Genomic DNA, 26,596 nt, shown 5'->3' with positions numbered 1-26,596 from the left:
ATTTTCACCTCAGCCACCCATTTAACGGGGCATCACTTTTCCCCGGATTTTTCCACCAGTGCCTTGGCAAATAGAGCTGCCCCCAGAGCACCGGCTATTTGAGTATCATGTTTGGGCTTTAAGGCTTTAACACCCATTTCTTTCTCTATCCTACTTACCACACCATCGTTTTTGGCAATGCCACCGGTTATTGCAAAATCAAGCTCCATACCGTTCCTCTCTATGAGCGATACAACGCGGCGAGCCATAGCCAGGCAATATGCGGCCAGTACTTTTTCAGTGGACCAGCCCGAACGCAATAGGGCAATTGCCTCCGATTTGGCGAATACCACGCAGGTGCTGCTTACCGGCTCAGGCTCTTTTTCCACTTGAAGCGATCTATCACCAACTTCTTCAATGGATATATTAAGCAGGTCGGCAAAAACCTCCATACCACGTCCGGTACCAGCTGCACATTTGTCGTTCATCAGAAAGGAAGTAACTTTACCTTTTTCATCACAGTGAATGGCTTTACAATCCTGTCCTCCCATATCCAGGATGGTACGCACAGTGGGTCCGTACATATAATTTGCACCCCGAGCATGGCAAGCAATTTCCGTTATTGCTTTATCAGCGAAAGGGATATTGACGCGACCATATCCCGTACCCACTTTAAAATGAATATCGTCCAGGCTTAAGCCGGTACTTTCCATTGCCCAATTTATGGCATTTAAAGCGCTATTGGGGCTATTAGAACCAGTGCGCATAGTGGAGTATGCGTAAAGTTCACCGTCGCACATAATTACAGCCTGGGAACTAACTGAGCCCACGTCAACGCCGGCAGTGATAATATTGGCTTTACGCCAGTCAGTATCCGGGTTCTTCCAGTTATATTCTTTCCATCTCCAATACTCTTTCTTTTCAAAAACCATTTTTGTCCCCTAATTATTTTTTATTATACTATTATTTAAATTTTTCCTGTGCTGCCACGGCCGCGCCTACTGCGGAAACAAATTCAGGGTATTCAGGAATTAACGCTTTAACTTCAAGGCCTTCTTCCATAGCCCGCACATAGCCTACGTTTCTCGCCATTCCACCCACGAGGACTAGTTCCTTTGTCATTCCTACACGGCGAACCATGGAAACATTTCTGCCGGCAATGGCATCATTTACTGCTTTGGCTATATCCATTTTGGGTACATTGGCATGAATCAGCGATACTACTTCTGTTTCTGCAAAAACAACACATTGAGCGTTCATTGGTACCGCTTTATCGGACTGCAATGATAACTCACCAAATTGTTCTACGGGTATTTCCAGTGCCCGGGCCATTGATTCAACAAATGATCCTGCACCTGCTGCACATTTGTCGTTAATAGCAAAATCAATAACCTTTGCCCTATCGTTAGCTTTTATAGCTTTACCTCCCTCAGCACCCACATCCACAATTGTTCTGGCACCCGGGCAGAAATAAGTCGCTCCTTTGACAGCCGCACTAACATCGGAGATAGTCCCGTCCGCAGAACCAACATCCAATTTACCCGCACCGGTGGCTACACTAAATTGAATATCTTCCAATGCTAACCCGGCTTCGTTTAGAGCTTGAGCTAAAGCATCTTGTGCGGACTTCTTTAAATCAAAGCCGCTGTATACTAGTCCACGGGCTATAATTTTGCCATCCTTCATAATGATCGTTTTAGTAAACTTATTGCCTGCATCTATACCAGCAGTTATCATCTTATTTGCACTTCCTGTAATTATTCTAGTTTGCTAATGCTCAAACTATCCAATTGTTTATCAATATACTATAAAATAAATAGAAAATTTACGAAATCGCTTAAAAGCATGGATACTAGGTTATTTGAGGGTGAAACAAGGGTTAACCTTTTTAGGTTACTTCAAAATAAATAAGCCCTCAACTTGAAGGGCTATCATAGCAAATCACTTTAATATTAATTTACTGACCTGCTTGCATATAATTTGTATGTTAACCACCGCCTAAAAATGCAAGAAATAAAATTTCGTCACCAGGTAATACACTTATCTCTTTCTCACCAGGCCACAATATACGCCTGCCGTTTAATATAATTTGGTAAATATAGCCTATGTCACCAAATTCATCAAATAGTTCTTCCCTGAGATCAGGAAATTGATCCATAAGATGCTCCATTACATCTTCCATCGTTTTACAGGGATTTTTTATATGGTACTCACTGGTCCCAGTTATATTACTTAAATATGACATAAATTTAACGTAAATTGCCATTATTAATCTTCCCTAACATAATATTTAAAATCTTTAAATAAAAAGTCCGCTTAGTAACTAGTCATGGCTAAATTTCTCCCGCAGCAATCTATGCAATATCTTTCCTGTCCCGGTTCTTGGCAATTCATCATCATTGATGAAGTTAATTGATTTTGGCCGTTTATAACCGGCGATTTTATCTTTACAGAACATAATTATTTCTTTTGCTAGTTCGTCACTTGGTAAATAATTTTCGTGCAGGGTAATTACAGCTTTAATTGATTCACCCCATTTCTTATCCGGTACGCCAATAACAGCTAATTCTTTTACCGCCGGGTGCATGCCCACCACATTTTCCACTTCTGATGGATAGACGTTTTCGCCACCAGTAATGATCATATTTTTCTTTCTATCAACTAAGTAATAATAACCATCCTGATCCCTTCGCCCCATATCCCCGGAAGTGCACCATGCGTCACGAAATACTTCCCTGGTTTTTCCCGGATCCTTCCAATATTCATTAAAGGCGTTTGATGATCTGGTATACAATTCGCCAACTTCTCCTTCAGGAACCTCCTGGCCGTCTTCATTTAATAATTTAATCCTGTCTATACCAAAAATCTCTTTACCAATAGACCCTAATTTTTTCATTTGATCTTCCGGCCGCAAGTATGTTATTAACCCAGCTTCTGTTGAACCGTATGCTTCCCATAACTCGGCGGATTTAAAATAGTCCATGATGGCCAACTTTAATTCCTTTCTGGCCGGAGCGGATGAAATCAACAACTGCCTGATACTATCGACATTATACTTTTGCTTAATTTCATCCGGTAATGCCAGGATCATAGTATAATGAGTGGGCACTAAAGAAGTAAAAGTTACTTTGTAATTAGCCATTGTCCTCAGCAGATCTTCAGAATCAAAACTAAGCATATTATATACCATTACGGAGGCGGAAACACAAGTATAAGCGAATGAATAATATATAGAATTAACATGGCACATGGGCATCACCAACATGGATTTGTCATTTGGCCTGACCCCCATGTTCATATTGCTTAATAAGTATTGTGCCATATAGCTTTCGTGAGATCTAACCACACCTTTGGGTTTCCCTGTTGTGCCCGATGTATACATAATTGTCCATGTATCCGCCGCGTCAACCAATACACTGGGTTCTTGAGCACTTCCATTGGATATAACACCTTCATAACTTATAAACCCTTCCGGCGCTTTTCCATCGCCTAAAAAAATATAATTTTCTTCCGGAATAGAAGTAAGCCTTCCACGTACGCTATTGACTCCATCTACAAAAGGTTCATCAACAATCAATGCTTTACATTCAGAATGATTAATAATATATTCATATTCATTAGGCGTGAGACGGAACATAATTGGTACGGCAATTTGTCCGCCTTTGGCACATGCAGCATAAATTTCCATCCACTCTACGCAGTTGTATGCAATTATTGCTACACGATCACCGCGACCTACTCCTAGATCCTTTAAGCCATTGGCCAGGCGACAGGACCTTTCATTCCATTCTTTAAAGGTGTAGCTTTTATACTTATCCTGACACCCCAATTTATCCGGATAATTGTATGCGTTCATCTTTAACACGGTGCCAACGTGCATCCACTTGCTGGTTAACATTTATGCCAACACCTCCATTTTATAAGAGTTAAAGTATAGCCAATACATAATCCACTTGGTTCCTCTGAAATGTTAGTAATTATAGTTTATCACGGTGTGAATTTCATTTATATTGGCGGGCTTGCACAAATAATAGAAGCATTTTAGTATATTTCTATTAATCAATATATCTTAATTATGTAGATACAAAACCAACGTGCCCCACAACAAATAAACCCCGTATACCGAAATGGTTGGGGTTTATAAAACATAAGCGGTAGCCCTGATAACTGCAGCATAGACACAAAAGAGATGACCTGTTACAAAAATTCATTTATTATTGATTCTAAACATTTGACCACGGATTTAGCTAATGATAATGGTATTATTACTCAACCCCGTTCACCACCGCTAGCGGTTTCTCCCCTTTAATAACTCGAACGCAATTGGCTAGAGCACAATTCAGCATGCGGTTTAATGCTTCGGTAGTAACCCCGCCTAAATGAGGGGTGAGAAATATTCTATCCTGTATCTCCTCCGGCAAATTTAAAAAGGGATGTTCGCTGGGCAAAGGTTCTGTTTCAAAAGTGTCAAGCGCTGCTCCACCCACCTCCCCCAGGGTTAAGGCTTCAGCCAGGGCAGTCTCGTCAATTATCCCACCCCTGCCCACATTAATTAGAAGGGAATCTGGTTTCATTAACTTCATTTCATTGAATCCAATTAACTTTTGGGTTTCGGCAGTCAAAGCCAAACAAACGATAACGACATCGCTGGTTACCAATAGTTCCTCTAGATTGAGATAATTAATTTGCAGTTCTTTTTCAATTTCAACCTTACGCTTTCGGTTGAAATAGTTAACTTCGACCCCAAGCGTTCTTCCTAATTTGGCTACTTTGGACCCAATTTGCCCTAAGCCGATTACTCCCCATTTACTTCCCGTTATTTCCGACATCCCACGAGCCAAAAGCTTTTCCCTTACAGGCTGGTATAAACCTTTTCTTATTTGCCGATCGGCGTAAGCTAATCCCCGCTGAAGATTAATTATTACCGCCAAAACCAGTTCGGCCACCGAAATTGAGTTCAGGCCCGGGGTATTGCTTACAGGAATCCCAGCACGCGCTGCCGCCTGTATATCGATCTTGTCATAGCCGGCGCCAGTAGATTGGATTAATTTTAAATTGGGCAGGGCATTAATAATTTGTTCTGTGATAAGTGGGTAAGGAGCCGGGCATAACAAACAGGTTGCATCCTTGGCTGCGGCTATAATTTGACTGGGTTCATAGTTTGTAAAAAAAACAAGATCATCTTTAAAAGTTTCTAAAATTGACAGTGTACCTGGATCTTTAAAATAAATTTCCGGCATTAAGCTTATTATTTTTGGCAATTAAATCATCTCCATATTCTTTTTAATTTACAACATATCATGACACTTCTTAAAAAATTACAATTTATGTTTCGGCTGCCCCAAAGTTAGCGAGCCAACACTGCCAACAGCTGCTACTGCTGCAGCCAGAAGAAAAGCTTTGTTGAAAGAGCAAGTTGCATCAGCCAGGTAACCTGCCACAGAAGGGGCTGCCGCCTGGCCTATAGCAAAGAAAAGAGTAACCATTCCCAGAGCAGCCGGTGCCAATCTCGCACCCACGTAGTCACCGCAAGTGGCGGCTACAATGCCTGGTATACTGAAAGCTGTAAGACCGTAGAGTATCACAGAAACTAACAGCATACCACCGTCTGCGTTAGCGGAATAGAACAAATAGTAACAGACAGCATGTAAAGCAAAAACAATTGCCAGGGCATACTTGCGGCCAATATAGTCGGAAACGGCCCCCCACAGAATGCCGCTGAAGATACCTATGGCACCTGCTAATGCCCACATCGCCCCGGCCTGTGCCTGGGTGAACCCTTTATCACTCACAAGCGCAGTGGAAAAAAATGTACCGTAGATTATATATTCGAAACCGAAAAACAGGTATATAAAACCCAGATGCCACATTGCCGGGGAAGCATAAACGCTACTCCAAACAATACTCTTAGTAGTCGCCTCCGGCCCACTAACGGGAGCTGCTTTGTTTACTTCACCCATTTGATCAACCATAGAACTGGCGGACGACTGTGGGGAAGCTACCGACTCAACACCCAGTGGCAAAAGTCCCTTATCCTTGGGGCTGTTCCGCAGAAAGATGTAGCTTAATAAGCCTAACAGAACCACCAGTGCACCAAGGATAAACCAGCTTAATCGCCAGCCGTTTTGCGGCGAGGCTGCGATTACCTTGGGCACTAGAAAGCCGGTTACAAAAAAGCCAAGACCCGAACCGCCGACTAAAAATCCAGCTGCCATCCCGCGTCGTTTAGGGCCGAACCAGGCCGAAGCAAGGCCCATCATTGGCACGTTGCTGCCTGCACTACCAAAACCGGTCAAAAAACGCAAAGCCACTGCGGAAGCAAACCCGCCGGACAATCCGGTTAAGAACATGGTAACTCCAGTTAAAGACATTGAAAAACCGATAATAAGCCGGGGCCCGTATCTGGCAGCGAGAAAACCTCCGATCAGGGAGAAGGCTGTATAGCCAATCAGGTTCCCGGTGGCTATCGCTCCCATTTGAGTATTGTTCAGCAAAAGGCTTACTTTCATGGAAGGCACAATGGTTGCGTAGCCGAATCGGGCAAAGCCCAGGGCACCCGTAACAGTTAAAATGCCGATAATTAATATTATATAACCGTAATGGAAGCCCAACCTGCTGCTATTTTCAACCATAGTTTCCTTCTGTAGCTGGGTCACAATAACCACCCCTTTATAAATTTAATTTTTTTCTTTACGCTTGTCGATAATCCGCTTGGCCTTGCCTTCACTACGCTGAATGGTCCGTGGTGGCACTATAGTTATTTTACTGGATATATACAGCGTCTGATGCATTTCATAATATAGCTTTTTGGTAAAATATTCAATACTCTCTTCTCCCTGATTATAAAATTCTTCACTGGCCTCTACCATTATCTCAAGCTGATCCAGGTTGCCAATCTCTCCACATCCCCTCCCCATATTTACTATTAAGCTAACACATCACTTTATACCCCAGTTTGGTGGTTTTGACATCTCACAAACACTAATTTTATATTTTAAGTAAACAAAAAGCATGCCAAATTACAGCACGCTTATTAATACAATATTCTGAATTGTCAGAATTGAAGTCATTCAAAAATGATTTCTTCTTTAAATAATAAAAAGCTCAAAGTCGACTAGCATGCGACATTTGAGCCTTTTTTGGACGCAAATCTTCCTTAATTCCCCTGATACATTCCTTTATAGATAGATAATTCCCTCGTCAAACTCAGTGATTGTTTCCAGCCCGTTATTCCTGACAACAAACGTATTCTCAATCCCCACAGCCCCTTCGGGGAACACAAATTTGGGTTCTATAGCCATAACCATGCCTTCTTCCAAAGGAATATTGAACCTTTTAGCCAATACCGGCCACTCGTCCAACTCGATACCTACGCCGTGGCCCACAAAATGCACAGCATCGGAGTAACCCATAAAATGGTTACCCAAGTCAGCCTGGTTAGCTATATCAACGGCCAGTGCATAAAGGTCTTTACACAACACCCCCGGCACCGCCTTTTGCTTAAGTTCTTCCTGTATGCTTATCGCTGTCTCGTAGGCCCGGGTCATTTTCTCCGGCAAACGGCCGATGCAATAAGTCCTGGTCTGGTCCACAATGTAGCCATCAAATGCGCCACCGTAATCAAGCATTACAGGTTCGTTTACTTGGATTTTCCTGTAGCCCGCTCCCTGGGGCAAAGAGACGTTGAGCCCTGTTCCGCTAATTGGGGTGTCCAGATAACTGGGCTCCGCCAGGTTTGGCCCGGATATGACATAGAATGCCATTTCCTGGTTAAACCCACGCATTCTTATATAACCCTGATTTCCCATCTGTCGTGATAACAACTCTAGCTTACCCGCGAGCTCTATTTCGGTAATACCTTCCCGCAAATAATCCCTGACCCGTGAAAAGATAACTTGATTTATCTTGGCAGCCTCTTTCATGAGGTTTATTTCATAAGCCGATTTGACCATTTTGACCCTTTTGATTAACTCGCTGGCATCTGCCAGTCTTGCCGATGGAAGTATTTTCTGGTAACGCATAAACAGTGCTACCGGCAATACGTCCATCTCAAATCCCAGCACGCCCAAATTCCGATAACCGTATGATGCCAGTACATTGGGCATTTCTTTTAAGTTTGAAAGCGGTACTATTTCCCCCAAGTTAGACTCCTCCCTGGCCCGGTCCAAGCTTTTTCTGACCATTAAAACTGGAACTCCACTAGCCGGAACGTATAGGTTGGATTGCCGAACCGTGCCTGCGAAATAAAATAAATCCGCGTTTTGGGCTATAACGATTCCGTCAAACCCGGCATCAGACATCGCTTGCTGAAGCTTGGAAATTCGTACCATTAACTCGCTTCGAGGAGTAAATCGCATATATAACTCACCTCTGTATCTGATTATTAAACAATTCTGATTATATCACAAACTCCTAACGGATTTTTTTTCCAGCAAAGATTAAAACAATGTTTTCATAATACAGTTAGATTGCACTGCAAAAGCCTTCAAAATGATTAAATGCTTTTGAAGTAAAAAAAGACCGACAGTCTAGAAAACTGGCGGCTGATTATGAATTTAATTTATTTATCACTAAAATTAGGCTTTCTTTTTTCTAATAATGCTTTCATACCTTCAAGCCTATCCTCACTGGAAAACGTAACTAGAAAACTATTGGTTTCAAAATTGGTAGCGGAAGTAATATTCATTTCTACGCCGTTATTCACGGTATTTTTTAGCACCTTCATGGCTACCGCAGGCTTGGATGCTAATTTTTTGGCCATAGCCATAGCTTCGTTCATCAGTTCGGATTGCTTCACCACTTTATTAACCAGGCCATACTTTTCCGCCGTAACAGCATCAATCATATCGCCCAGGTAAAGCAACTCCTTGGCTCTGGCTAAACCAATTAATCTAGGCAATCGTTGAGTGCCTCCACCACCGGGAATTATGCCCAAGTTTATCTCTGGTTGACCAAACCGGGCATTTTCCGATGCCAGCCTAAAATCACAAGTCATCGCCAATTCACAACCGCCACCCAGCGCCAACCCGTTGATAGCTGCAATGGTTGGTTTATTTAATTGTTCAAATTTATTATATGCATCTTGTGATATTAAACAAAATTCATGCATTTCCGTGGTGGATAAGTTAACCATTTCGGTTATATCTGCTCCTGCGGCAAAGGCCTTTTCCCCTGCCCCGGTAACAATAACGACCTTTACCGAAGAGTCCTCGTTTAGTTCGTCAATGACCTTTCCCAGTTCCTTATATACTTTGCTATTTAAGGCATTCATGGGAGGCCTGTTTAATGTTATAACAGCAATAGTATCTTGTTTACTAAATAATAAAGTTTTAAATGGCAATATTCATTGCCCCCTTAATTACTTTTTATAGTCATACCAACCGGCACCAGTCTTGCGACCAAAGCGCCCGGCATTGATCAAACTTTTCAAGCTTTGCGGGGGGGTCCAGAATGCCTCTTTATGCTCATCATATAAGTAATTTAAAACATGGTAGCCGATATCAACGCCGGCAAAATCTTGCAACTCAAATTGCCCCATTGGGTGGTTAAGGCCAAGCTTTAGTGCAGCATCTACATCCTCAGGAGTTGCCACACCGTTTTCCACCAATCTAATAGCTTCCAGGTATTGAACCAACATCAACCGGTTAACTACAAATCCCGGGTAGTCCTTTTTAACTTCAATTGTTGATTTCCTCATTGATTTGGCTACATCGGCAACAATGGCCACTGTTTCATCACTTGTATAGTAACCGCGAATAATTTCCACCAACCTCATGATTGGCGGTGGGTTAAAGAAGTGCATACCAACCACTTGTGCAGGTCTTTGGGTTTCATTAGCCAGTACTGTAATGGACATGGATGAAGTATTGGTGGCAATAATAGTCTCCGGTTTACAGATATTGTCTAATTCCTTAAAAGCATTCTTTTTAACATTAAGATCTTCAATTATGGCTTCTATTACCAAATCGGCATCAGCAAATTGATTCATATCTGTGGTACCATTGATACGCCCCAGTACCTGTTCCTTTTGTTCAGGAGTAAATTTACCTTTTTCAATACCTTTTTGCATAAAGGCATCAATTCGTTCCATGGCTTTATTTACAAATTTAATGTCTACATCATTTAATATAACATTATAACCGGATTGGGCAGCCACCTGAGCAATACCGCCTCCCATAGCACCGGCACCTAATACTGCTACTGTTTTAACAGCCAATTATTATCAACTCCTTAAAAAATTTTTTAAAATCTTTACCCGATAAGTAAAAGAAAGTGAACTACCCCTCCCTTCGCTCCGCTCAGGAAGGGGCTTCCATGAGCAAAACAAAGTTACGGAGTTTCCTGGTTCATAGTAGGTCCTTACTGCAACCTAGTTCCCCAGGCATGTGACCGCCGTCCCAGCGGCACAGTTTTTTGAACTATGATGCTTTAGACTTATTTAAATTTAACTATACGATATAATGACATACGTTTAAATCACTAAAAGGAATGTAAAAAGGTTTTTGCCGGGTGAAAAAAGAATTAATGCTTTTGGGTGACTTTACATTACCCCAAAACCCACAAAAAAAATACCTGGCCGGTAATAACCAGGATATAATTCTTGGTATTATAGATATTTTTCTAATTCATAAGCCACACTGGGATAATGGCGATCTATATTTTTCCTATAAAACTCCTTTTCATAAAGAAATTTAAACTGGTAACCTAACTTTAACCAAAAATCAGTAGAGTGGTGCTCCGCAGGTAATGACACATACTGTATACCCAAAGCATTTAATTTTTTTTCTATTTCATTGACAATTAATGAGCCATATCCCTGATTCCTATTTTCTTTGGGCAAAGCAAGATGAAACAAGACCGCTGTTTTTGCTGATAGGTTTAATTCTAGATCAATAATGAATTCATTATCGTGGTTATCACTAAGACTATTAGATATAAAAATAGCAATATGATCAGTATCACTACTAATAATTTGTTTTTTTGTTTTATCCTTTATAATATTTTCTACAATTACTATTAGATCCTTCAGAAATGAATTCAAATAATGAGTTATATATTGGTCCATCTACAACACTCCGTTAAGTGCATGTTGCTTATTATAATGTATTTTATATTTTTTTCCGTTCATCCACAACCCGAACAGCCTTCCCTTCGAATCGGGCTAGACTGCCAACCGGCATAATAACAACCTTACATCTTATTTCCAGAAAGTCGTGAAGTTTTCCTTCTAAATCTTTAATATATTTTTCACTAATGATAACTCCCGGCATAGGTTCTACTTCAACCCGCAGCGTATGCAACCCTTTGTTATCACCCACCATCAATTGCCAATTTTCACTCAATTCGGACTGTTGCAATAATACATTTTCCACTTGGCTAGGAAACACATTTGTCCCGCTTACCAATAACATATCATCCACTCTGCCTAAAAAATTCGTTATTCTGGGATGAGTACGCCCACAAGGACACGGTGAAAAATCAACTATTACACGATCACCGGTACGGTAACGCAAGATGGGCATAGCCTCAAAGCTCAAGTTACTGAGGACAAGTTCCCCAGGTTCCCCGGGTGGTGTATATTCTCCTGTGTCAGGGTTAATCACTTCAACCATATAGTGGTCCGCCCAAAGGTGAATTCCGGTAGCATAATGGCAATCCATACTCATAGGACCACCCATTTCCGTTAAACCATAACAACGGCGCATACCTCCACCACGAGCGGTATAACCAAGTCTTTCATTTATCCGCCGTCTCATTTCATCGGTACAGGGTTCCCCTCCGTGAAAGCCTAGGCGCAATTTTAAGTCCTTAACAGGGTCAATGCCTTTTTCCATGGCGATTTCAGCCAAATATAGAGCATAAGAAGGAGTACCTGTAAATACCGTTGTGCCCCATTCCTTCATTAACCGTAATTGTCTTTCCGTACCCCCGGAACCAGTGGGAATAACTTTTGCCCCAACACGCTCAAGCCCGTAATGAAAACCCAAACCACCGGTAAACAAGCCCAGACCATGTGCCTGCTGTACTATATCACCGCTGTGCAAACCGCCGGCCACAAAATTTCTAGCCATGCAATCAGCCCAAACATCCAGGTCGTTCTTGGTGTATGCCATTGCCACAGGCACACCAGTTGTACCGGAGGTCATGTGTATCCTTATGACATTGTCCCAATTTCCGCAAACCAGCCCTGTGGGGTAATTATTACGAAGATCCTCTTTATAGGTAAAGGGTATATATTTAACATCTTCCAGGGATTTAATGTCTCCCGGTTTTACTTGGATATCATCCAGTTTCTTTTTAAAAAAAGTATTATCTTTATATAATTTACTTACCTGGTTTTGTATTTTTTTTAACTGCAACTTTTGGATTTGCTCCTGGGACATGCTTTCTAAATCCTGCTGCCAGAATGGCATATTAATCCTCCTTTTAAAAAATTTTAAAACATAAATTATCTATTTAATGTATTAGTTGTTTCTTGATTCCTTAAACTTTGAAAACCAAAGCACTTATCTATATGTGATTGCTCCATGGGTTTAGTTACTAAACTAACAACCAGAGTCACAATTATACTTGCCGGAAGAGCTATAACTAGCGGATCTATAACATTCCAGGGAAAGCCGGCAATAGTATCCTTACCTAAAATCAATTGCGACACCTTAAAAATCGTAGCCTCTTTGGTATGCATAAACAACATATCAAAAACATATACCACGGTACCGACAACCATGCCCCAGGTAACTCCGGGAACCGTAGCCCTTTTCCAAAAAAGTCCCGAAACATACATAGGCAAGAACGAAGCAGCACAAAGACCAAAAAATATTGCGGTTGCAATTGCAATAATATTTCCGGGTAATATAAAGCTTATTAATAAAGTAACTAAAAAGCCAAATAGGGTACCGTAACGAGCCAGTTTTAATTGCCCTTTGTCACCACGGCTAGATTTAAATAGATCATAGCTCACGGAAGTGGCAATGGCATGGATTTGCCCGCTAAGGGTAGACATAGCAGCTGCTAATAGAGTTAATAAAAAGAGATAACCTAACCAGGAAGGCATAGCCTCTGTTATGAATAATGGTATAATTTTATCTATATTAGGAGCATTGGTAGCAGGATCTATGGCCATTAATAAAGATATCTTGCCAAATTTATCATTAAAGAAAACGTTTGATAAAGCACCCACTGTAAAGCCAACCCCGGTCATCATTAATATAAATACACCACCAGGAGCCAGCGCCCGGTAAAGGTCTTTATTGCTTTTTACTGTTAGATAACGTACTGCCAACTGGGGTTGCGCCAGCACGCCAACGCCTACACCCATTACCAGGGTGGTAATAACATATAACCACAATATAGAGCCTGTTTCCGGCATGGCAGTCCAGCCCATGTGTCCCTGTTCCACCAGTGATGCAGGCACCTTATCGGCTAAAGACGTAAGGGCCTGGTGGGCAGCGGTAATACCGCCTAATTTGACATATGTCAAAACCATCAGTAAGAACATGGCTAACAGCATTAAGGTTCCTTGAAATGCGCTGGTATAAAGCACACCCTTCATACCTCCGGCCATAACGTAGGCACCAACGATAAACGCAACAATTAACAACGCAGCTGTATAATTAACCTGCAATGCCTGTTCCATAAACCGTGCTCCACCTATCATTACAGCGGCAGCATAAAGCGGCATGGAAACAGTAAGAACAATTGCGCTGAATGTTCTGATAAATTTTGACCGAAAACGCACCCCAAGCATTTCGGGAAATGTCTGAACATTTAATATTGCTCCCATCGACCTGGTTCTAGTACCCAGAATCACAAAAGCAATAAATACACCGCAAATAATATTAAAAGCCGTCAACCATAAAAGACTCATGCCATAAACTGCAGCAGCGCCACCAAACCCCACAATGGCGGAGGTACTGATAAAAGTTGAACCGTACCCCATTGCCATCAGGTAAGGGTGCACCTCGCCTCCTGCAATCATATAATCCTTACTTGACTTAGTGTGCTGATACCCTAACCAGCCTAAATATACGGTTATACCTATATACAGCAAGGCAATAAACAGGAGCATCCCGTAACTCATAATTTAACCCCTTTCTCTTTTAAAATTATTAATCTTTACTGTTCCACTTAAGAACTCCATAAACAACACATAATGCAGCACCGCCGACAGACAAAACATAAGCAATTATAACGCCTGTGTTTTCTAAACCCAACATTAAATTCACCCCCTTGGAGATAACCCGTATTACATTCTAAACATTTTGAATAATCTGATGAAAAAAATAAGATATGATATGGTTGGGCTGGTATCGCAAGGAAAGTATCATTTACAAATCCAGGCCGGCAAGTTCAAGCATAAGCACAAAGAAAGAAAAATAGGAAGCTGGATTCCTTTTAGCCCGGCGTAATAGAACGCTTGGTTAACAGGCTGTTAAAGTAAGATGCTATCCAAGCTTCCTGATGAATAAAAACTATCCGTATAAAAGTGCTAATGATCGTCATGATTCTGCAACTGGTGTTTATGAGATGTTTGTTAAATACTCTCTTTTCGTTTATCGATAATACGTTTGGCTTTACCTTCACTGCGTTGGATTGTTCTTGGCGGTACAATGGTAACTTTAGTGGAGATATACAACATCTGGTGTAATTCATGTTTAACTTTATTAGAAAACGCTTCGATAGCCTCCTCACCAAGGTTATAAAATTCATCTTTGGCTTCTACAAGAACCTCCAGGCGGTCCAAATTATTTACCCTTTCTACCATTAACAGATACTGGGGTTCCAACTCCTCAAAACGCAGCAAAACGCCTTCTATTTGGGATGGGAAAACGTTAACTCCGCGGATAATCAGCATATCATCTGTGCGCCCGGCTAATTTATGAAAACGGACACTGGTACGTCCACACGGGCAAGGTTCATATTCCAATCTGGTAATATCTCTGGTACGGTATCTAATCAGGGGCATGGCCTCCTTCGTTAATGTAGTTAACACCAATTCACCTTGTTCACCCGGTCCCAACAGTTCCCCTGTATCAGGGTCGATAATTTCGGGCAAGAAGTAATCATCTTGAATATGCATGCCATTATGGTAAGGACATTCCACCGCTACTCCGGGACCCATTATTTCACCCATGCCAAAAATATCATAGGCCTCTAAATTCAACTTTTCTTCAATTTCCGCCCTCATTTCTTCGGTCCAGGGCTCTGCACCAAATATACCGGTCCTTAATCTAAACCTGCTGGGGATATCCACACCTAATTGAGCTGCCGCCTCAGCAATGACCAGTGCATAGGAAGGGGTACAAGCCAGAACCGTTGCACCAAAGTCCTCTAACAGCATAATCTGGCGATTATTTAATCCACCGGAGACCGGTACAGTGGAGGCTCCTACCCGCAAGGAACCCATATCCGCCCCGAGACCTCCGGTAAATAATCCGTAACCATAGGAGACGTGCACAACATCACGGTTGGTTGTACCTGCTGATGTGAAGGACCGGGCCATCATTTCAGACCACATGTCTAAATCGTTTTTTGTAAAAGCTGATACAACTGGCTTGCCGGTTGTCCCACTGGAACAATGTAACCTGACAACCTCCTTTAAAGGCGTGCAAAAAAGTTCAAAAGGATAATTATCACGCAAATCGCTTTTAACAGTAAAAGGTAGCTGTTGTAAATCCTCCAGCGATCTAATGTTTTGGGGTTTTATCTGATGCTCCGTATATAATTTTCTGTAAAAAGGAGACTGAACATATACCCTTTCTATTAAATCCCGCAAACGGTTAAGCTGTAATTCTTTGCGTTCACTTAACGACATACATTCGGCACTGCGATCCCAAATTAGATTATGGCTGGGCTTTTTAGACATATAAGTGTACCCTCCTTAATAGTGTAAAATATTTTAATTTTCAGAAAATAGAAATCGTATGGGGCTGGTAGGAATTATCAACCCCAAGTATTCATATTAAAATTAAGCATTAAGCCTTTTTCCTCTAATAAATGCTTGTTTATTTAAATCAATAAATTTGGGTGGAACTAATTGCTCAATTACCTCTAACCAAACGTCTTCACTACCGCCTAGTTTTGATGCCAGCACACCAAGCAATACGACACCTGCCACAGCCGGGTTACCCAATTCCTGTGCAATTGCATTTCCTTCCACCCATTGGAACTGTTCGGCCCGGGTCTCGATAAAATGCTGCAATTCCTCATCCGGCGGATAACTGGCAAGACCCAAGTTAACCGATGGCGGCGGCACACGGTAGCGATTTACTATAGCCGCTGACTGGTTATTCATGTATGAAGTCCAACGGGCAGCCTCCAACATTTCAAAACCAATCAAATAGTCCAGTTTCCCTCGTTCGACTACCGGGGAATAAACCTTCTCCCCCCAGCGAACATGACTCTCAACGGTGCCACCCCGTTGGGACATTCCATGTACTTCCGATTTTTTAGCATCATATCCTAATTTTAAGCCCACTTCCACCAGTATGTCACTGGCTAAAATAGTACCCTGACCGCCAACCCCGGCCAACATAAAGTCAATTTTGTTTTTCACCTGCCTACCTCCTCTCCTTGCCGTTATTATCATCGTTTACTAAAATAGCTTCTGCGGGACAAACCTGAACACATAAACCGCAACCATTACATAACAAGGGATTGATACTTACATGATCCTCTTCTTGAGTTAGAGGTGAGCATCCCAGTTCCAGACAGGTACCGCAATTGACACAGATATCCTGGTCAACAACCGGGGCCGGGTGCTTTTCTTTCACATTTAAAACGCAGGGGTGCTTAACTGATATTAGGGATGGAAGAGAACTATTGATGTGTTTTTCAATTACGCTGGACAATTTATCTAAGTCGTATGGTGAAACCTCGTCAACCATTTCATAACCAATGCTTTTAGCCAGACCACTGATATTAATTTCTCTGGTTTCCTTATTTTGCAGTGTAAGTCCCGTACCGGGATTTACCTGGTGCCCGGTCATAGCGGTAACCCTATTATCCAGTACAATGGTGGTTGTCGTACCCTGGTTATATAGCACATTAATCAATGGGGTTATGCCGGTATGGAAAAACGTGGAATCGCCAATAATAGCTACGCTGCGGTCACTTACCCCCGCCTTATCTACGCCATGAGCCACACCAATACTGGCTCCCATACATCCACACGTATGCATTGCCGACAGGGGCGGAGCGGCACCCAGGGTATAACAGCCTATATCCCCCAGCACTAAGACATCTAACTTGCTTAAGGTATGAAAAACCCCCCGGTGACCACACCCCGGGCATAGCATGGGAGGTCTGACCGGCAACTCAGGCTGGGATACTGTAGTACTTGAATTATCCTGTTCCATATTTATTAATCCTGCTTTAGCAGCACATTCCCTAACCAGATGAGGACTAAATTCTCCAGTGATGGGAAAAACACCCTTACCCTTTACTGGTATCCCCATAAGACGAATATGCTCTTCAATAAAGGGCTCAAGTTCTTCTACTACTAATAACACTTTAACCTTTGCCGCAAAACTGCGTATTAATTCTTGCGGTAGCGGGTAAACCATGCCCAGCTTTAAAAAGCTAGCGTCTGGAAACACCTCTCGAGCATACTGGTAGGCAATACCACCGGCAATGATACCCAACTGCTCTTTCCCCATTTCAATGCGGTTAATCTCAGCGGTCTCGGCATAAGCAGCCAGCTTTGCCAACCTGTCTTCTACCACCGGATGCCTGCGCCTGGCATTGGCCGGTACCATAACAAATTTACCCGGATCACGATTATAGGCCGGCGATGTAGATTTTTCCGATGCGGGTGCCGCACTATCTTCCAACTCTACACTACTTTTGGAGTGAGATATCCGAGTGGTAGTCCTTAATATCACTGGAGTATCGAAGGTTTCACTAAGCTCCAATGCAACTTTTACAAATGTTTTGGCATCTTCGCTATCAGCCGGTTCCAGCATGGGTACTTTAGCAAATTTTGCATAAACCCGGTTATCCTGCTCGTTCTGCGAACTGTGCATGCCAGGGTCATCGGCGTTAATAATAATCAGTCCACCATTCAACCCTGTGTAGGAGCTATAGAAGAGAGCATCAGCAGCCACATTAAGACCGACATGCTTCATGGCCACCATAGCCCTGCTTCCGGCATAAGCAGCGCCTATCCCGACATCCAGCGCTACTTTTTCATTAGGTGCCCATTCAGCGTATACTCCAGGGTACCTTGAAAAATTATCCATAACTTCCGTGCTGGGTGTTCCCGGATAGGCCGAACCTACTTTAACTCCGCTGAGGTAAGCCCCGTAGGCAATGGCTTCGTTTCCCGACATAAGCTTTCTCAAAGGGTATAACCTCCTTATTACTCATTGCCACAATTTATAAATTGTATTGCTGCTCTTATCTTTCCTTTAACTGTTCCACAAACACTTCTATTTTGGACCTTACCTGTTCCTCAGAAAAGAAACGCAGATCCGACATATCAGCCTCAAACACAACTCCTGGCAAACCGGTAACATTTTTTATTACATTACTTTTATCATAAAGGCCGAATGCGTTGGGCTTACAACTTCGGTTAGAGAATAATACAAAGCCGTCAACATTGTATTTCTTCATAAAATTGATCTTTAAATCAATCCGCTTATCAAAACTACGATTGACAAAGGATTTCAAGTAATTATCAGCAAGACTTTCCAGTGGATTTGACGGGTCAAAATTATACGCCCAGGAATGGGTATACTGAGAAACTACCACCAAAGCCCCGTGCTCAGCAAAGAGATCTGCAAACCACCGTAAACGTGGCCAAACAGGTATATGATCCCAATATATTTTGTAACGCTCATTAGGGATGGCGTATATACCTTTTTTAATACGTTCATCCAGCTCTTCTTTTAGAGCCCGGTAATACGTCACAGCTTCCTCTGTACCACGCCAGGTGACAATTGGGGCCATATGAAAACATGCATCAAAAAATCCGAAAGGTGCAGGTTTAAGCGCCGCTGTGTCCAATATTTCATTCCATAACCTGCACGCCTCGTTAGATAAATCGAGTACTCTAACTAAGCGGTTATAGTCAAAGGCCTTACCCGTTGACTGTTCCAAAAAGTCAATCATTTCTTCTAACTGTTTAATAAAATATTTCTTTACCTGTTCTTCCCAGGCATCTTCTATCAGCGGTGCATCTAACAGAAAATATGGTGCATTATAAAATCGGCTGGCCGCTTCAAACCATTTGGGCAAACTGCCGCACTGTGTGTTGCAACAAAATATTATATCCGGTCGCTCGATCTCTCCAACAGGATGTTCCTGTGCATAAGCATCTCCAATACCACACCGGGCATAACCGCAAAGATCGTAAAAATATCCTTTGGCTTCAGCCAATTCAGATAAATCATGTGCAATTTTTCGAGCGGCAGCCAGCGCACCAAAATTTTCCGGATAATAGGGAAAAACTTCTGCTGCATAAAGAATTTCTACAGGAAAGACTGCTGTAACCCAGGCTACCGGAATATTTTTCCTCCTTGCTTCTACTCCCTGAGCATAATACTGGGACATTAACTGTTTAAACATTGCAGTCGTTTTAAACTCCTGTTTGGGTGCCATTTAAATCCCCCCCAACATTTCAAAAAAAGCTTCAATTCTGGTACGCATCTGTTCCACTGAGACTCCCCCAACTTCTGTTTCAATGCGTGTACTGGGGATACCGGCCTTTTCAAGAGCCAATTTATGATCATAGTAATCGTAGTTTTCCGGTTCACAAAACTTCAGATGTAGGAAAATTACACCTTTAGCTTGCTTTTGGCGGACCAGATTTACTAAAAACTGTCGACGGGGATTCTGGGTACTATCAAAACATGCAAAGGGTATTCTATTTAATTGTCTTTCAGCTAGTGCTGCCAGCGGTTCCTCTTCCGTATTGACATCGCTAGCTATATATCGGAAACCGGTAAGGAGATCATCTCCCACCACAGTTCCTTTACTGTCGATAATATCCATTAATTCAGGAGGTTCCCAGACCGGACCTGATATAATAACTCTAACTTTATCACGTCCCTGATAAACGTTATTTTGAATGCGCAGTGCCTGCAACAATTGCTCTAACAAGTGACTGTGCGTTTCTTTAGGCATCATCATTGAAGCTCTTACTACGGTATACAGGTCGCGACAGCTAATTAACCCGGGGGTTTTTTCATGCATCGCAAACAAAAGACGCATAAGACCCCTGTTTTCATTATAGAGAGCAATGCTGTTTCTCAAGTTTTCTTCTGTTATTGCACTTCCCGAGTACACCTCCAGGCTTTCTTTAAGTCTCATTAATTCTGCTAGCATAAACATCTTAGAACTAGCCCGGTCCACCTGCCGGGGTAGAAAAAAATTCTCCATATAAGGCAGGAGGTGAATTTGTCTCCAGATACCTGATACCATGCGGGTGGTATCACAGGTATGGGGAATAATTAATCCATCCAGAAAGTTTAATTCATCGTTTAAGGCTATTCCCAGGCAACTGCGCATAAGAGAACAAGCCCACGACTGTAAATGCGCATCTACCCGGCTAAATTTTGTCTTGCCTCCCACAATCCCGTAGGGTAAAAAACCAGCTGCATGGATCAATTCTTCGGGAACATCTGTTTTTAGCCACCCAATAACCCTGCCACCCTGTTGTTTTTGCCATTCACGTGGAGCGTTACCGGGATTATTAACTACATCATAGAATTGTTTAACAAGTGCATTAGCTGTCATAACTACCCCTTTCAGCCGTTTACTTCATTCTACCGGGCAGCATAGTAATAAGCTATTACCTTGGTGCGGCAAATCCCGGAGCTACACTAACCAACGGCTCTCCATTGATAAAACGTGCTATGTTTTCTACAAATATCGCCCCGAACCGCTGTGCATACATATCAGTCCAGCTGGAGACATGCGGAGTAATGATTAGGTTTTTGGTGTTCCAAAGTTCATCATCCGGTGGCAGGTATGATGGAAGTGGTTTTTTAATCCAGTGGGTATCATTGGCAGCACCGGCAATCCAACCTTCTTCCAGGGCCTTAATAAGTGCTTCTTTAATTACCAGCGAACCACGGGCACAGTTGATAAAATACGCTGTTTTCTTCATCATTTTAAACCGGTCTTCGTTCATCATGCCAAGGGTTTCACTGGTTTCCGGGCAAGATAATACTACAAAATCGCTCATTTGCAGTACCTTTTCAAACTGGTTGTTTAAATAAACTTCATCTACGCAGGGTATATCCATAATTCTGATTTCTGTGCCTATAACATGCATATCAAATGCTTTAGCCCTTTTAGCAATTTCCCGGCCAATTCCACCCAGGCCAATGATGCCCAGTGTTTTGCCATATAATTCTCCACCCTGGATACGGTCATATTTATTTACTTTCTGGTTATCCCACATCTCATTATATTTTTTAGTGAGATTTAGCATTAACCCAATGGTAAATTCCGCCACGGGTATTCCTGAACCACCGGGTAAATGTACCAGAGGAACATGAGATGGTAGTTTGCCCCATTTTTCCCAGTGATCTACCCCGGAGCTAAACGTCATCACCCACTGTAAGTCCGGCATTTGTGCAAGTTCATCAAACAGGGGCCATGTTCCAATGATATGAGTATCTAGTACGTTATCCGGTAAAGATACCTCATTTAAAGCCAACATTAGATTAATTTCGCCATTAGCAACTTTTTGGGGAAACCTCTCCTTAATTAAGTTAGCGTACTTTTCCGCCTCTTCCTGGACAATTAAAATGTTTAAAGGATTAAATTCCGACATTGGACATACCTCCAAAATATTTTTTTAGCCGGCCAACCCTCTGCAGAGGTTTCCATACTACTATAACAAAATTGCTATAATTCAAAGGATTCAGATAATTTTAATCAAATTATGACATTCCAATTAATTTAAGCAGCCTTATGCTCAGTTGAGCTTGGAATCTGCCTTCATTGCTTGAAAGATCAATTCCGATTAACTCTTCAATTCTTTTGATACGATAGCGTAAAGTGTTAATGTGTACAAAAGAGCTTTTTGCAGTCTCACTAAGCCCACATTTTTTCTCCAAAAATAATTCCAAAGTCCAGAGAAAATTAGTATTATGATCACGATCGTAATCCATTAGGGGTTTAAGTATGGATAGGGCATAATCCTTTAATTGTTCTTTGTTATCTGATTCCCACAATAAAGCGTAAATTCCTAAATCCTTAAATCCTATATCCTCATCCTGGCGACCCAATTCTTTGAGTATACTTGCTGCCTTCCATGCCTCCTGGAACGATTTACGATAATCATCCAAATCCTGACATGTACGACCCCATACAATATTTACGGCATAATTCGGTAAATGTTCATTAACCCATTGACGTGTCAGTGATGAAAATATGGCTATGTGATCATCTTGCTTTTCATCCTGGCCGATTCTCATCAAAACAAGTATCCGGTTTTTTTTGACAGCTAATAAGCTGCCTGGCAAGTGATGTTTAATTAAATCTCCTATGCCTGCTTTAACAAACTCAAAAACATCGCCCGCCGGACTGATTTTGTTAAAATTACCATGCAAATTAATTAAATCTAAAACAAATACCTGATGGGGCATTTTTAAATCACAGCCCAGCTTCATGGCCCTGGGTAAAATTTCTTCTGTGTTTAATGCACCATTTGAAAATATCTCATCAAGTAGGTCACCTTTGAGTCGCAACTCCACCTCTAAAGCTGAGTCCTTTTTTAGATAATCCAGGGCACACAACGTGCTGGCGTGTTCAATAGTAAATAAGCTTAAATCCGTATAATTATCTTTTTCTTTAACCAGGAGATAGCCCCATATATTAGAACCAGCAATGATAGGTGATATTATCCATGTTTGTTGTTCATAATTATCCATCCAGCAAGAAAGTTTATTAATTGAATTAGACAACGCAAAATTTAAATTTTTGTCTAGATACTCTTCCAATTCTTGTCTCAAAATATCCATTTGTAAATTATTATCTTGTTCATTACAACACTGCGTAAGAACATTTAAAAAACGGTCAAAAATGATAACATGACTGTTGAGCATTTCACTTAATGTTTGTACGATCCCTTGTATGCCAGCACCTTCAAGAATTATTTGAGTCATTTTTCGGTTAGAATCAATAGATTTTTGTTCTGCTATCATAGTTTGCAGATCTTTAAAGTTAAAATTACAGTTAATATCATACAAATCTTTAATAGCTAGATTCCCCCAATTATCCCTGGTGCGTATCTCCCAGCTGCAATTTTTATGGCCCATGCCAACGCATGTTTTTTCTAGACAAATTACTTCCTGACCCGTAATAACACTGGTAAAACCACTGGCATAACCAGTTGAAATCCAACATATAGGGAATTCTGATAGACCATATAACTTTTTATAGTGCTCGGCTTCATGACAATTTTCCCATTTTCCTTCTGCATAATACCTGTTAAAATTAGTTCCAAAGCGTAATTCTTTGATAACCTTGACCTGGCCGTTTCCTTTCCAGCGGTAAATAGCAGGACCAAGACCAATGTGTTTAATCTCTCCGCCGTAATCCGAGGCAACCATTTTTGCATCGTAAGAACCGCACCTGTAACCAAAGCGAAACAAAATTCCTTGCGCAATGTTTTGACCCAGAGTATAAATTAGATCGTGCTTTAAGTAACTTAAAGCTGTGGCCTCTAAGAGGACCATTCTGCTTTCTTTAAGCGAAATAACTCCTTCTTCAGGCCTAAATTCTAACAAATCCCTAAGGTTAAAATCTCCCATGTACTTCCCTCCGGAGTAAATATAGTGTAACACGGTGTTAATCTAATTTATATTGGCGATGTAGTACAAATAAACTTTGTATTTTAGTATATTTCTAAAAATCCAAATATAACATTATATAGATAAATAATTAACAAACTCCCTCTTATAATACAACTTTTCCATGTATAAAATAAGTTTTTGTAAGCGAATGGTAGATTTATGGATTTTACTGGTTTAACTATCATTAAAGACTTTAGAGTTAACCTTTTTAGGTTAATCCATGTGTTCAAAAAGTTGACAGATAATTTAGGCGGCTGTAAAATTACTTAAAAGGAAAGGGGGCTGAAATTTGCAAATAGATATTAAACCCTCGAAGACGGAATTAATCCTCGCTTGTCAGGTAAGTCCTTCCTTTAAGACCACCAAAAAATTGGAAACAACCCTGGAACAGGTGCTAAAAACTTCTGTTCATTCCTTTGAATTCCGGCGGGCCGCCCTGGTGCTGGTTAGGGAAGGCAGCCCTCCTGTATGGTGGTATGCGGAGAATGAATTCATTCCCATAACAGAAAACAAAAAAGCATATTGGGATGCTTTATATAGAAATATAAATCAATCAGAAATAAATGAAGAAAAATTGTTAGAGTCTTTACACCCGGTGGCATATACAACTCTACCGGTAATTTTACAGACCGGCGACCCTGTGGGCACAATGGAGGTAGGTATTTTTAACACCGACTCCGGTACCGCGGATTACATGTTAATAAAAGCACTGTCACTGGGCCGTCACATGGCGGATATTATTCAAGAGTCAATTTTTGAATCACAAAAAGATCGTCAGTTTAGAAAACTAGCGGCATGGCTGGAAGTAATCAGCACCATTAGTTCAACTTTGGATATACGACAAGTCCTTCATGTAGTTGCCCAGTTAACAGCAGATTTATTTCTTGCCCGAACCTGTATGTATATGTTGGATAAGAATGAAGAATCTATTCTTCCAACAGTAGCCGTGGGGAGCTATGACAATCAATTAAAGGACAAATTTAAAGCTTTAAAAAACTATCCTATTTTCCCCGCCATAAATATAGCTATAAAAAATAAACGTCCTGTAATTATTACACCAAAAAATATAAAAAAATATATACCGGTTGATATAATAAAAGATTTTAATTATAGTTGGATGGTTATGGCACCTATTACAAAAAAAGATAAAACCCTGGGTATTTTACAAGTGGACAGGCCTTATGGGCCAAAGGGATTTGACCACGAAGAAACCGAAATTATTTCCGCCATAGCCAGGGTTACGGCCATTGCTATGGAAAATGCACGACTTGTTGATGTACTTAGTCAAAAAGAATTTTTATTACACAGATTGGTTAATAAAATAATCACCGCCCAAGAGGATGAGAGAAAGCGCCTTGCTTCAGACTTCCACGACGGCATAATTCAATCACTTATTGGTATTTGGTATCGCATGCAACGAATTTCTTCAAACAGCAATAAAGACCCGAAGGAATGGTATCAAGAGATTAGTGATTTAACCGCGATATTAAGTGAACAGATACAGGATACCAGACGAATTCTTTACGATTTAAGACCGGTTATACTTGATAATTACGGCTTGGTACCTGCCATTGAATCATATTCCGAAAAAATACAGGAACAGCACAATTTGAAAATAGAACTAGCTCTGGGTAAGGGAAATGTAAGATTTCCATCAAAATTGGAGATTACCCTTTTTCGCATATACCAGGAAATAATCACCAATGTAATTAAGCATTCCGGGGCAACAAAAGTCAAGGTCGATTTTTCTGTTGATAAAAATGAAATTAAACTATCTATTACAGATAACGGCTCTGGATTATGCAAATCGGCCCTAAAGCAATCCCAAATCCAAAACCGACTAGGTTTGGCCAGCATTAAGGAAAGAGCCCTTCTTTTAAACGGTACCAGTAAAATCAATTCCGAACCTGGTAAAGGCACACAGGTGCAAGTAGTTATACCAATACAAGAATACGAAGAAATTAAAGAATAGATATAATCAGACCATCAAAATATATATTATTTTCTAAATGGGAGAGGTTTATATGACACAGATAAGGGTCATTGTAGTAGATGATCATGCAATGATTAGAGAAGGATTAATTTATATGTTGAGTGCATGTGAAGATATCGTAATAGTTGATAACTGTGACAATGCTGAAGAAGCTTACCGGTTATCTCAACTATTAAAACCGGATATAATTTTAATGGATATAAAAATGAATGGGATTAGCGGTATTGAAGCTGCCAAGCAAATACTAAAGGATCTTCCGGAAATAAAAATTATATTCCTAACTATTTTTGAAGATGCGGAATTCGTACGGCAAGCATTAGAAGCTGGAGCTGCCGGTTATGTTTTAAAACACGTTTCCCGGGATAAATTGATTGACACTATTAAAAGTGTATACCGTGGGGAAAGGGTAATTGATCCCACAGTTTTTAATCAAATTGTAGATGATTATATTAAACTAACGAACCATTCTGATTATAATGAGGAAGTTAAGTGGGTGCCGCAGACCATCGATCTGACACCACGGGAACAAGAAATACTCTATCAATTGATTAAAGGGATGACTAATAAGGAGATATCAGCAGCCACCCACCTGGCGATAGATACTGTAAAAACACATTTAAGAAACATTTTTAGAAAAATGGGTGTAAAAAACCGGTCGCAAGCCATAACTGAAGGTATTAAAATATTAAAAGCAAGCTCTAAATAAAAAAACCCTTAATAAAGGGTTTTTTATAAATGCAACCCCTCAAAGCTTGCATCGCCTTGATAGGTGCCAGGTGTTGAAAGGTTGAAAATCTTGATTTTCAACCTTTCAACA

Annotated in this window: 23 protein-coding genes; 2 read left to right on the top strand and 21 right to left on the bottom strand. The window is 41.1% G+C overall.

What is annotated here, in order from left to right; all coding sequences use genetic code 11:
- Positions 1-32 precede the first annotated feature (32 nt).
- The 21 genes from bzdQ to DESGI_RS06665 all read right to left on the bottom strand — a co-directional run bounded on the left by bzdQ (position 33) and on the right by DESGI_RS06665 (position 23,744).
- The gene (bzdQ, locus tag DESGI_RS06760) at positions 33-911 is read right to left on the bottom strand and encodes a benzoyl-CoA reductase, bzd-type, subunit Q (RefSeq protein WP_006522717.1); all 879 of its coding nucleotides are present in this window, start codon (positions 909-911) and stop codon (positions 33-35) included.
- Between the two features lie 31 nt (positions 912-942).
- Positions 943-1,716 (bottom strand): acyl-CoA dehydratase activase, encoded by a 774-nt coding sequence (locus DESGI_RS06755; protein WP_006522716.1) that lies wholly within the window; start codon positions 1,714-1,716, stop codon positions 943-945.
- 250 nt (positions 1,717-1,966) lie between these two features.
- Entirely contained in the window at positions 1,967-2,245 is a 279-nt protein-coding gene (locus tag DESGI_RS06750) for a ubiquitin family protein (protein WP_006522715.1), read from the bottom strand.
- 57 nt (positions 2,246-2,302) lie between these two features.
- The gene (locus DESGI_RS06745) at positions 2,303-3,877 is read right to left on the bottom strand and encodes a class I adenylate-forming enzyme family protein (protein ID WP_006522714.1); all 1,575 of its coding nucleotides are present in this window, start codon (positions 3,875-3,877) and stop codon (positions 2,303-2,305) included.
- Between the two features lie 367 nt (positions 3,878-4,244).
- Positions 4,245-5,240, bottom strand: a complete 996-nt coding sequence (locus tag DESGI_RS06740; RefSeq protein WP_006522713.1) for a 2-hydroxyacid dehydrogenase — start codon at positions 5,238-5,240, stop codon at positions 4,245-4,247.
- Positions 5,241-5,297: 57 nt separating this feature from the next.
- Positions 5,298-6,635: an MFS transporter gene (locus DESGI_RS06735; protein ID WP_006522712.1), complete on the bottom strand. Its 1,338-nt coding sequence runs from the start codon at positions 6,633-6,635 to the stop codon at positions 5,298-5,300.
- A 21-nt stretch (positions 6,636-6,656) separates the two neighbouring features.
- Positions 6,657-6,896, bottom strand: a complete 240-nt coding sequence (locus tag DESGI_RS06730; RefSeq protein ID WP_006522711.1) for an acyl-CoA synthetase family protein — start codon at positions 6,894-6,896, stop codon at positions 6,657-6,659.
- 261 nt (positions 6,897-7,157) lie between these two features.
- The gene (locus tag DESGI_RS06725; RefSeq protein ID WP_006522710.1) at positions 7,158-8,336 is read right to left on the bottom strand and encodes a M24 family metallopeptidase; all 1,179 of its coding nucleotides are present in this window, start codon (positions 8,334-8,336) and stop codon (positions 7,158-7,160) included.
- A 203-nt stretch (positions 8,337-8,539) separates the two neighbouring features.
- Complete coding sequence (locus tag DESGI_RS06720; RefSeq protein WP_006522709.1) at positions 8,540-9,319, bottom strand: enoyl-CoA hydratase-related protein; 780 nt, start codon at positions 9,317-9,319, stop codon at positions 8,540-8,542.
- 18 nt (positions 9,320-9,337) lie between these two features.
- On the bottom strand, positions 9,338-10,195 hold the full coding sequence (locus tag DESGI_RS06715) for a 3-hydroxyacyl-CoA dehydrogenase family protein (protein WP_006522708.1): 858 nt from the start codon (positions 10,193-10,195) through the stop codon (positions 9,338-9,340).
- A 390-nt stretch (positions 10,196-10,585) separates the two neighbouring features.
- Complete coding sequence (locus DESGI_RS06710; RefSeq protein WP_006522706.1) at positions 10,586-11,044, bottom strand: GNAT family N-acetyltransferase; 459 nt, start codon at positions 11,042-11,044, stop codon at positions 10,586-10,588.
- Positions 11,045-11,087: 43 nt separating this feature from the next.
- On the bottom strand, positions 11,088-12,392 hold the full coding sequence (locus DESGI_RS06705) for a phenylacetate--CoA ligase family protein (RefSeq protein ID WP_006522705.1): 1,305 nt from the start codon (positions 12,390-12,392) through the stop codon (positions 11,088-11,090).
- Between the two features lie 35 nt (positions 12,393-12,427).
- Positions 12,428-14,059 (bottom strand): sodium:solute symporter family protein, encoded by a 1,632-nt coding sequence (locus DESGI_RS06700; RefSeq protein WP_006522704.1) that lies wholly within the window; start codon positions 14,057-14,059, stop codon positions 12,428-12,430.
- A 28-nt stretch (positions 14,060-14,087) separates the two neighbouring features.
- A complete protein-coding gene (locus DESGI_RS26295; protein WP_006522703.1) occupies positions 14,088-14,195 on the bottom strand; it encodes a symporter small accessory protein in 108 nt (35 codons plus the stop codon).
- A gap of 317 nt (positions 14,196-14,512) precedes the next feature.
- Positions 14,513-15,844 (bottom strand): phenylacetate--CoA ligase family protein, encoded by a 1,332-nt coding sequence (locus DESGI_RS06695; RefSeq protein ID WP_006522702.1) that lies wholly within the window; start codon positions 15,842-15,844, stop codon positions 14,513-14,515.
- A 102-nt stretch (positions 15,845-15,946) separates the two neighbouring features.
- On the bottom strand, positions 15,947-16,534 hold the full coding sequence (locus tag DESGI_RS06690) for an indolepyruvate oxidoreductase subunit beta (protein ID WP_006522701.1): 588 nt from the start codon (positions 16,532-16,534) through the stop codon (positions 15,947-15,949).
- Between the two features lie 4 nt (positions 16,535-16,538).
- Positions 16,539-18,320, bottom strand: coding sequence for an indolepyruvate ferredoxin oxidoreductase subunit alpha (gene iorA / locus DESGI_RS06685; protein ID WP_006522700.1), 1,782 nt, complete (start codon positions 18,318-18,320; stop codon positions 16,539-16,541).
- Positions 18,321-18,375: 55 nt separating this feature from the next.
- A complete protein-coding gene (locus DESGI_RS06680) occupies positions 18,376-19,578 on the bottom strand; it encodes a 2-hydroxyacyl-CoA dehydratase subunit D (RefSeq protein ID WP_006522699.1) in 1,203 nt (400 codons plus the stop codon).
- Positions 19,579-20,715, bottom strand: coding sequence for a 2-hydroxyacyl-CoA dehydratase subunit D (locus DESGI_RS06675; protein WP_006522698.1), 1,137 nt, complete (start codon positions 20,713-20,715; stop codon positions 19,579-19,581).
- 55 nt (positions 20,716-20,770) lie between these two features.
- On the bottom strand, positions 20,771-21,760 hold the full coding sequence (locus DESGI_RS06670) for a D-2-hydroxyacid dehydrogenase (protein ID WP_006522697.1): 990 nt from the start codon (positions 21,758-21,760) through the stop codon (positions 20,771-20,773).
- 109 nt (positions 21,761-21,869) lie between these two features.
- On the bottom strand, positions 21,870-23,744 hold the full coding sequence (locus DESGI_RS06665; protein ID WP_006522696.1) for a XylR N-terminal domain-containing protein: 1,875 nt from the start codon (positions 23,742-23,744) through the stop codon (positions 21,870-21,872).
- 331 nt (positions 23,745-24,075) lie between these two features.
- Between DESGI_RS06665 and DESGI_RS06660 the strand changes: the two genes are divergently transcribed.
- Both DESGI_RS06660 and DESGI_RS06655 read left to right on the top strand, forming a co-directional pair.
- Complete coding sequence (locus DESGI_RS06660; RefSeq protein ID WP_006522695.1) at positions 24,076-25,758, top strand: GAF domain-containing sensor histidine kinase; 1,683 nt, start codon at positions 24,076-24,078, stop codon at positions 25,756-25,758.
- A gap of 52 nt (positions 25,759-25,810) precedes the next feature.
- Complete coding sequence (locus tag DESGI_RS06655) at positions 25,811-26,485, top strand: response regulator transcription factor (RefSeq protein ID WP_006522694.1); 675 nt, start codon at positions 25,811-25,813, stop codon at positions 26,483-26,485.
- Positions 26,486-26,596: the final 111 nt, after the last annotated feature.

The sequence above is a fragment of the Desulfoscipio gibsoniae DSM 7213 genome (assembly GCF_000233715.2).
GTDB classification, from domain to species: domain Bacteria; phylum Bacillota; class Desulfotomaculia; order Desulfotomaculales; family Desulfallaceae; genus Sporotomaculum; species Sporotomaculum gibsoniae.
Note: the sequence above shows the minus strand (reverse complement) of the source record. Positions and strands in the feature narration are given on the sequence as shown.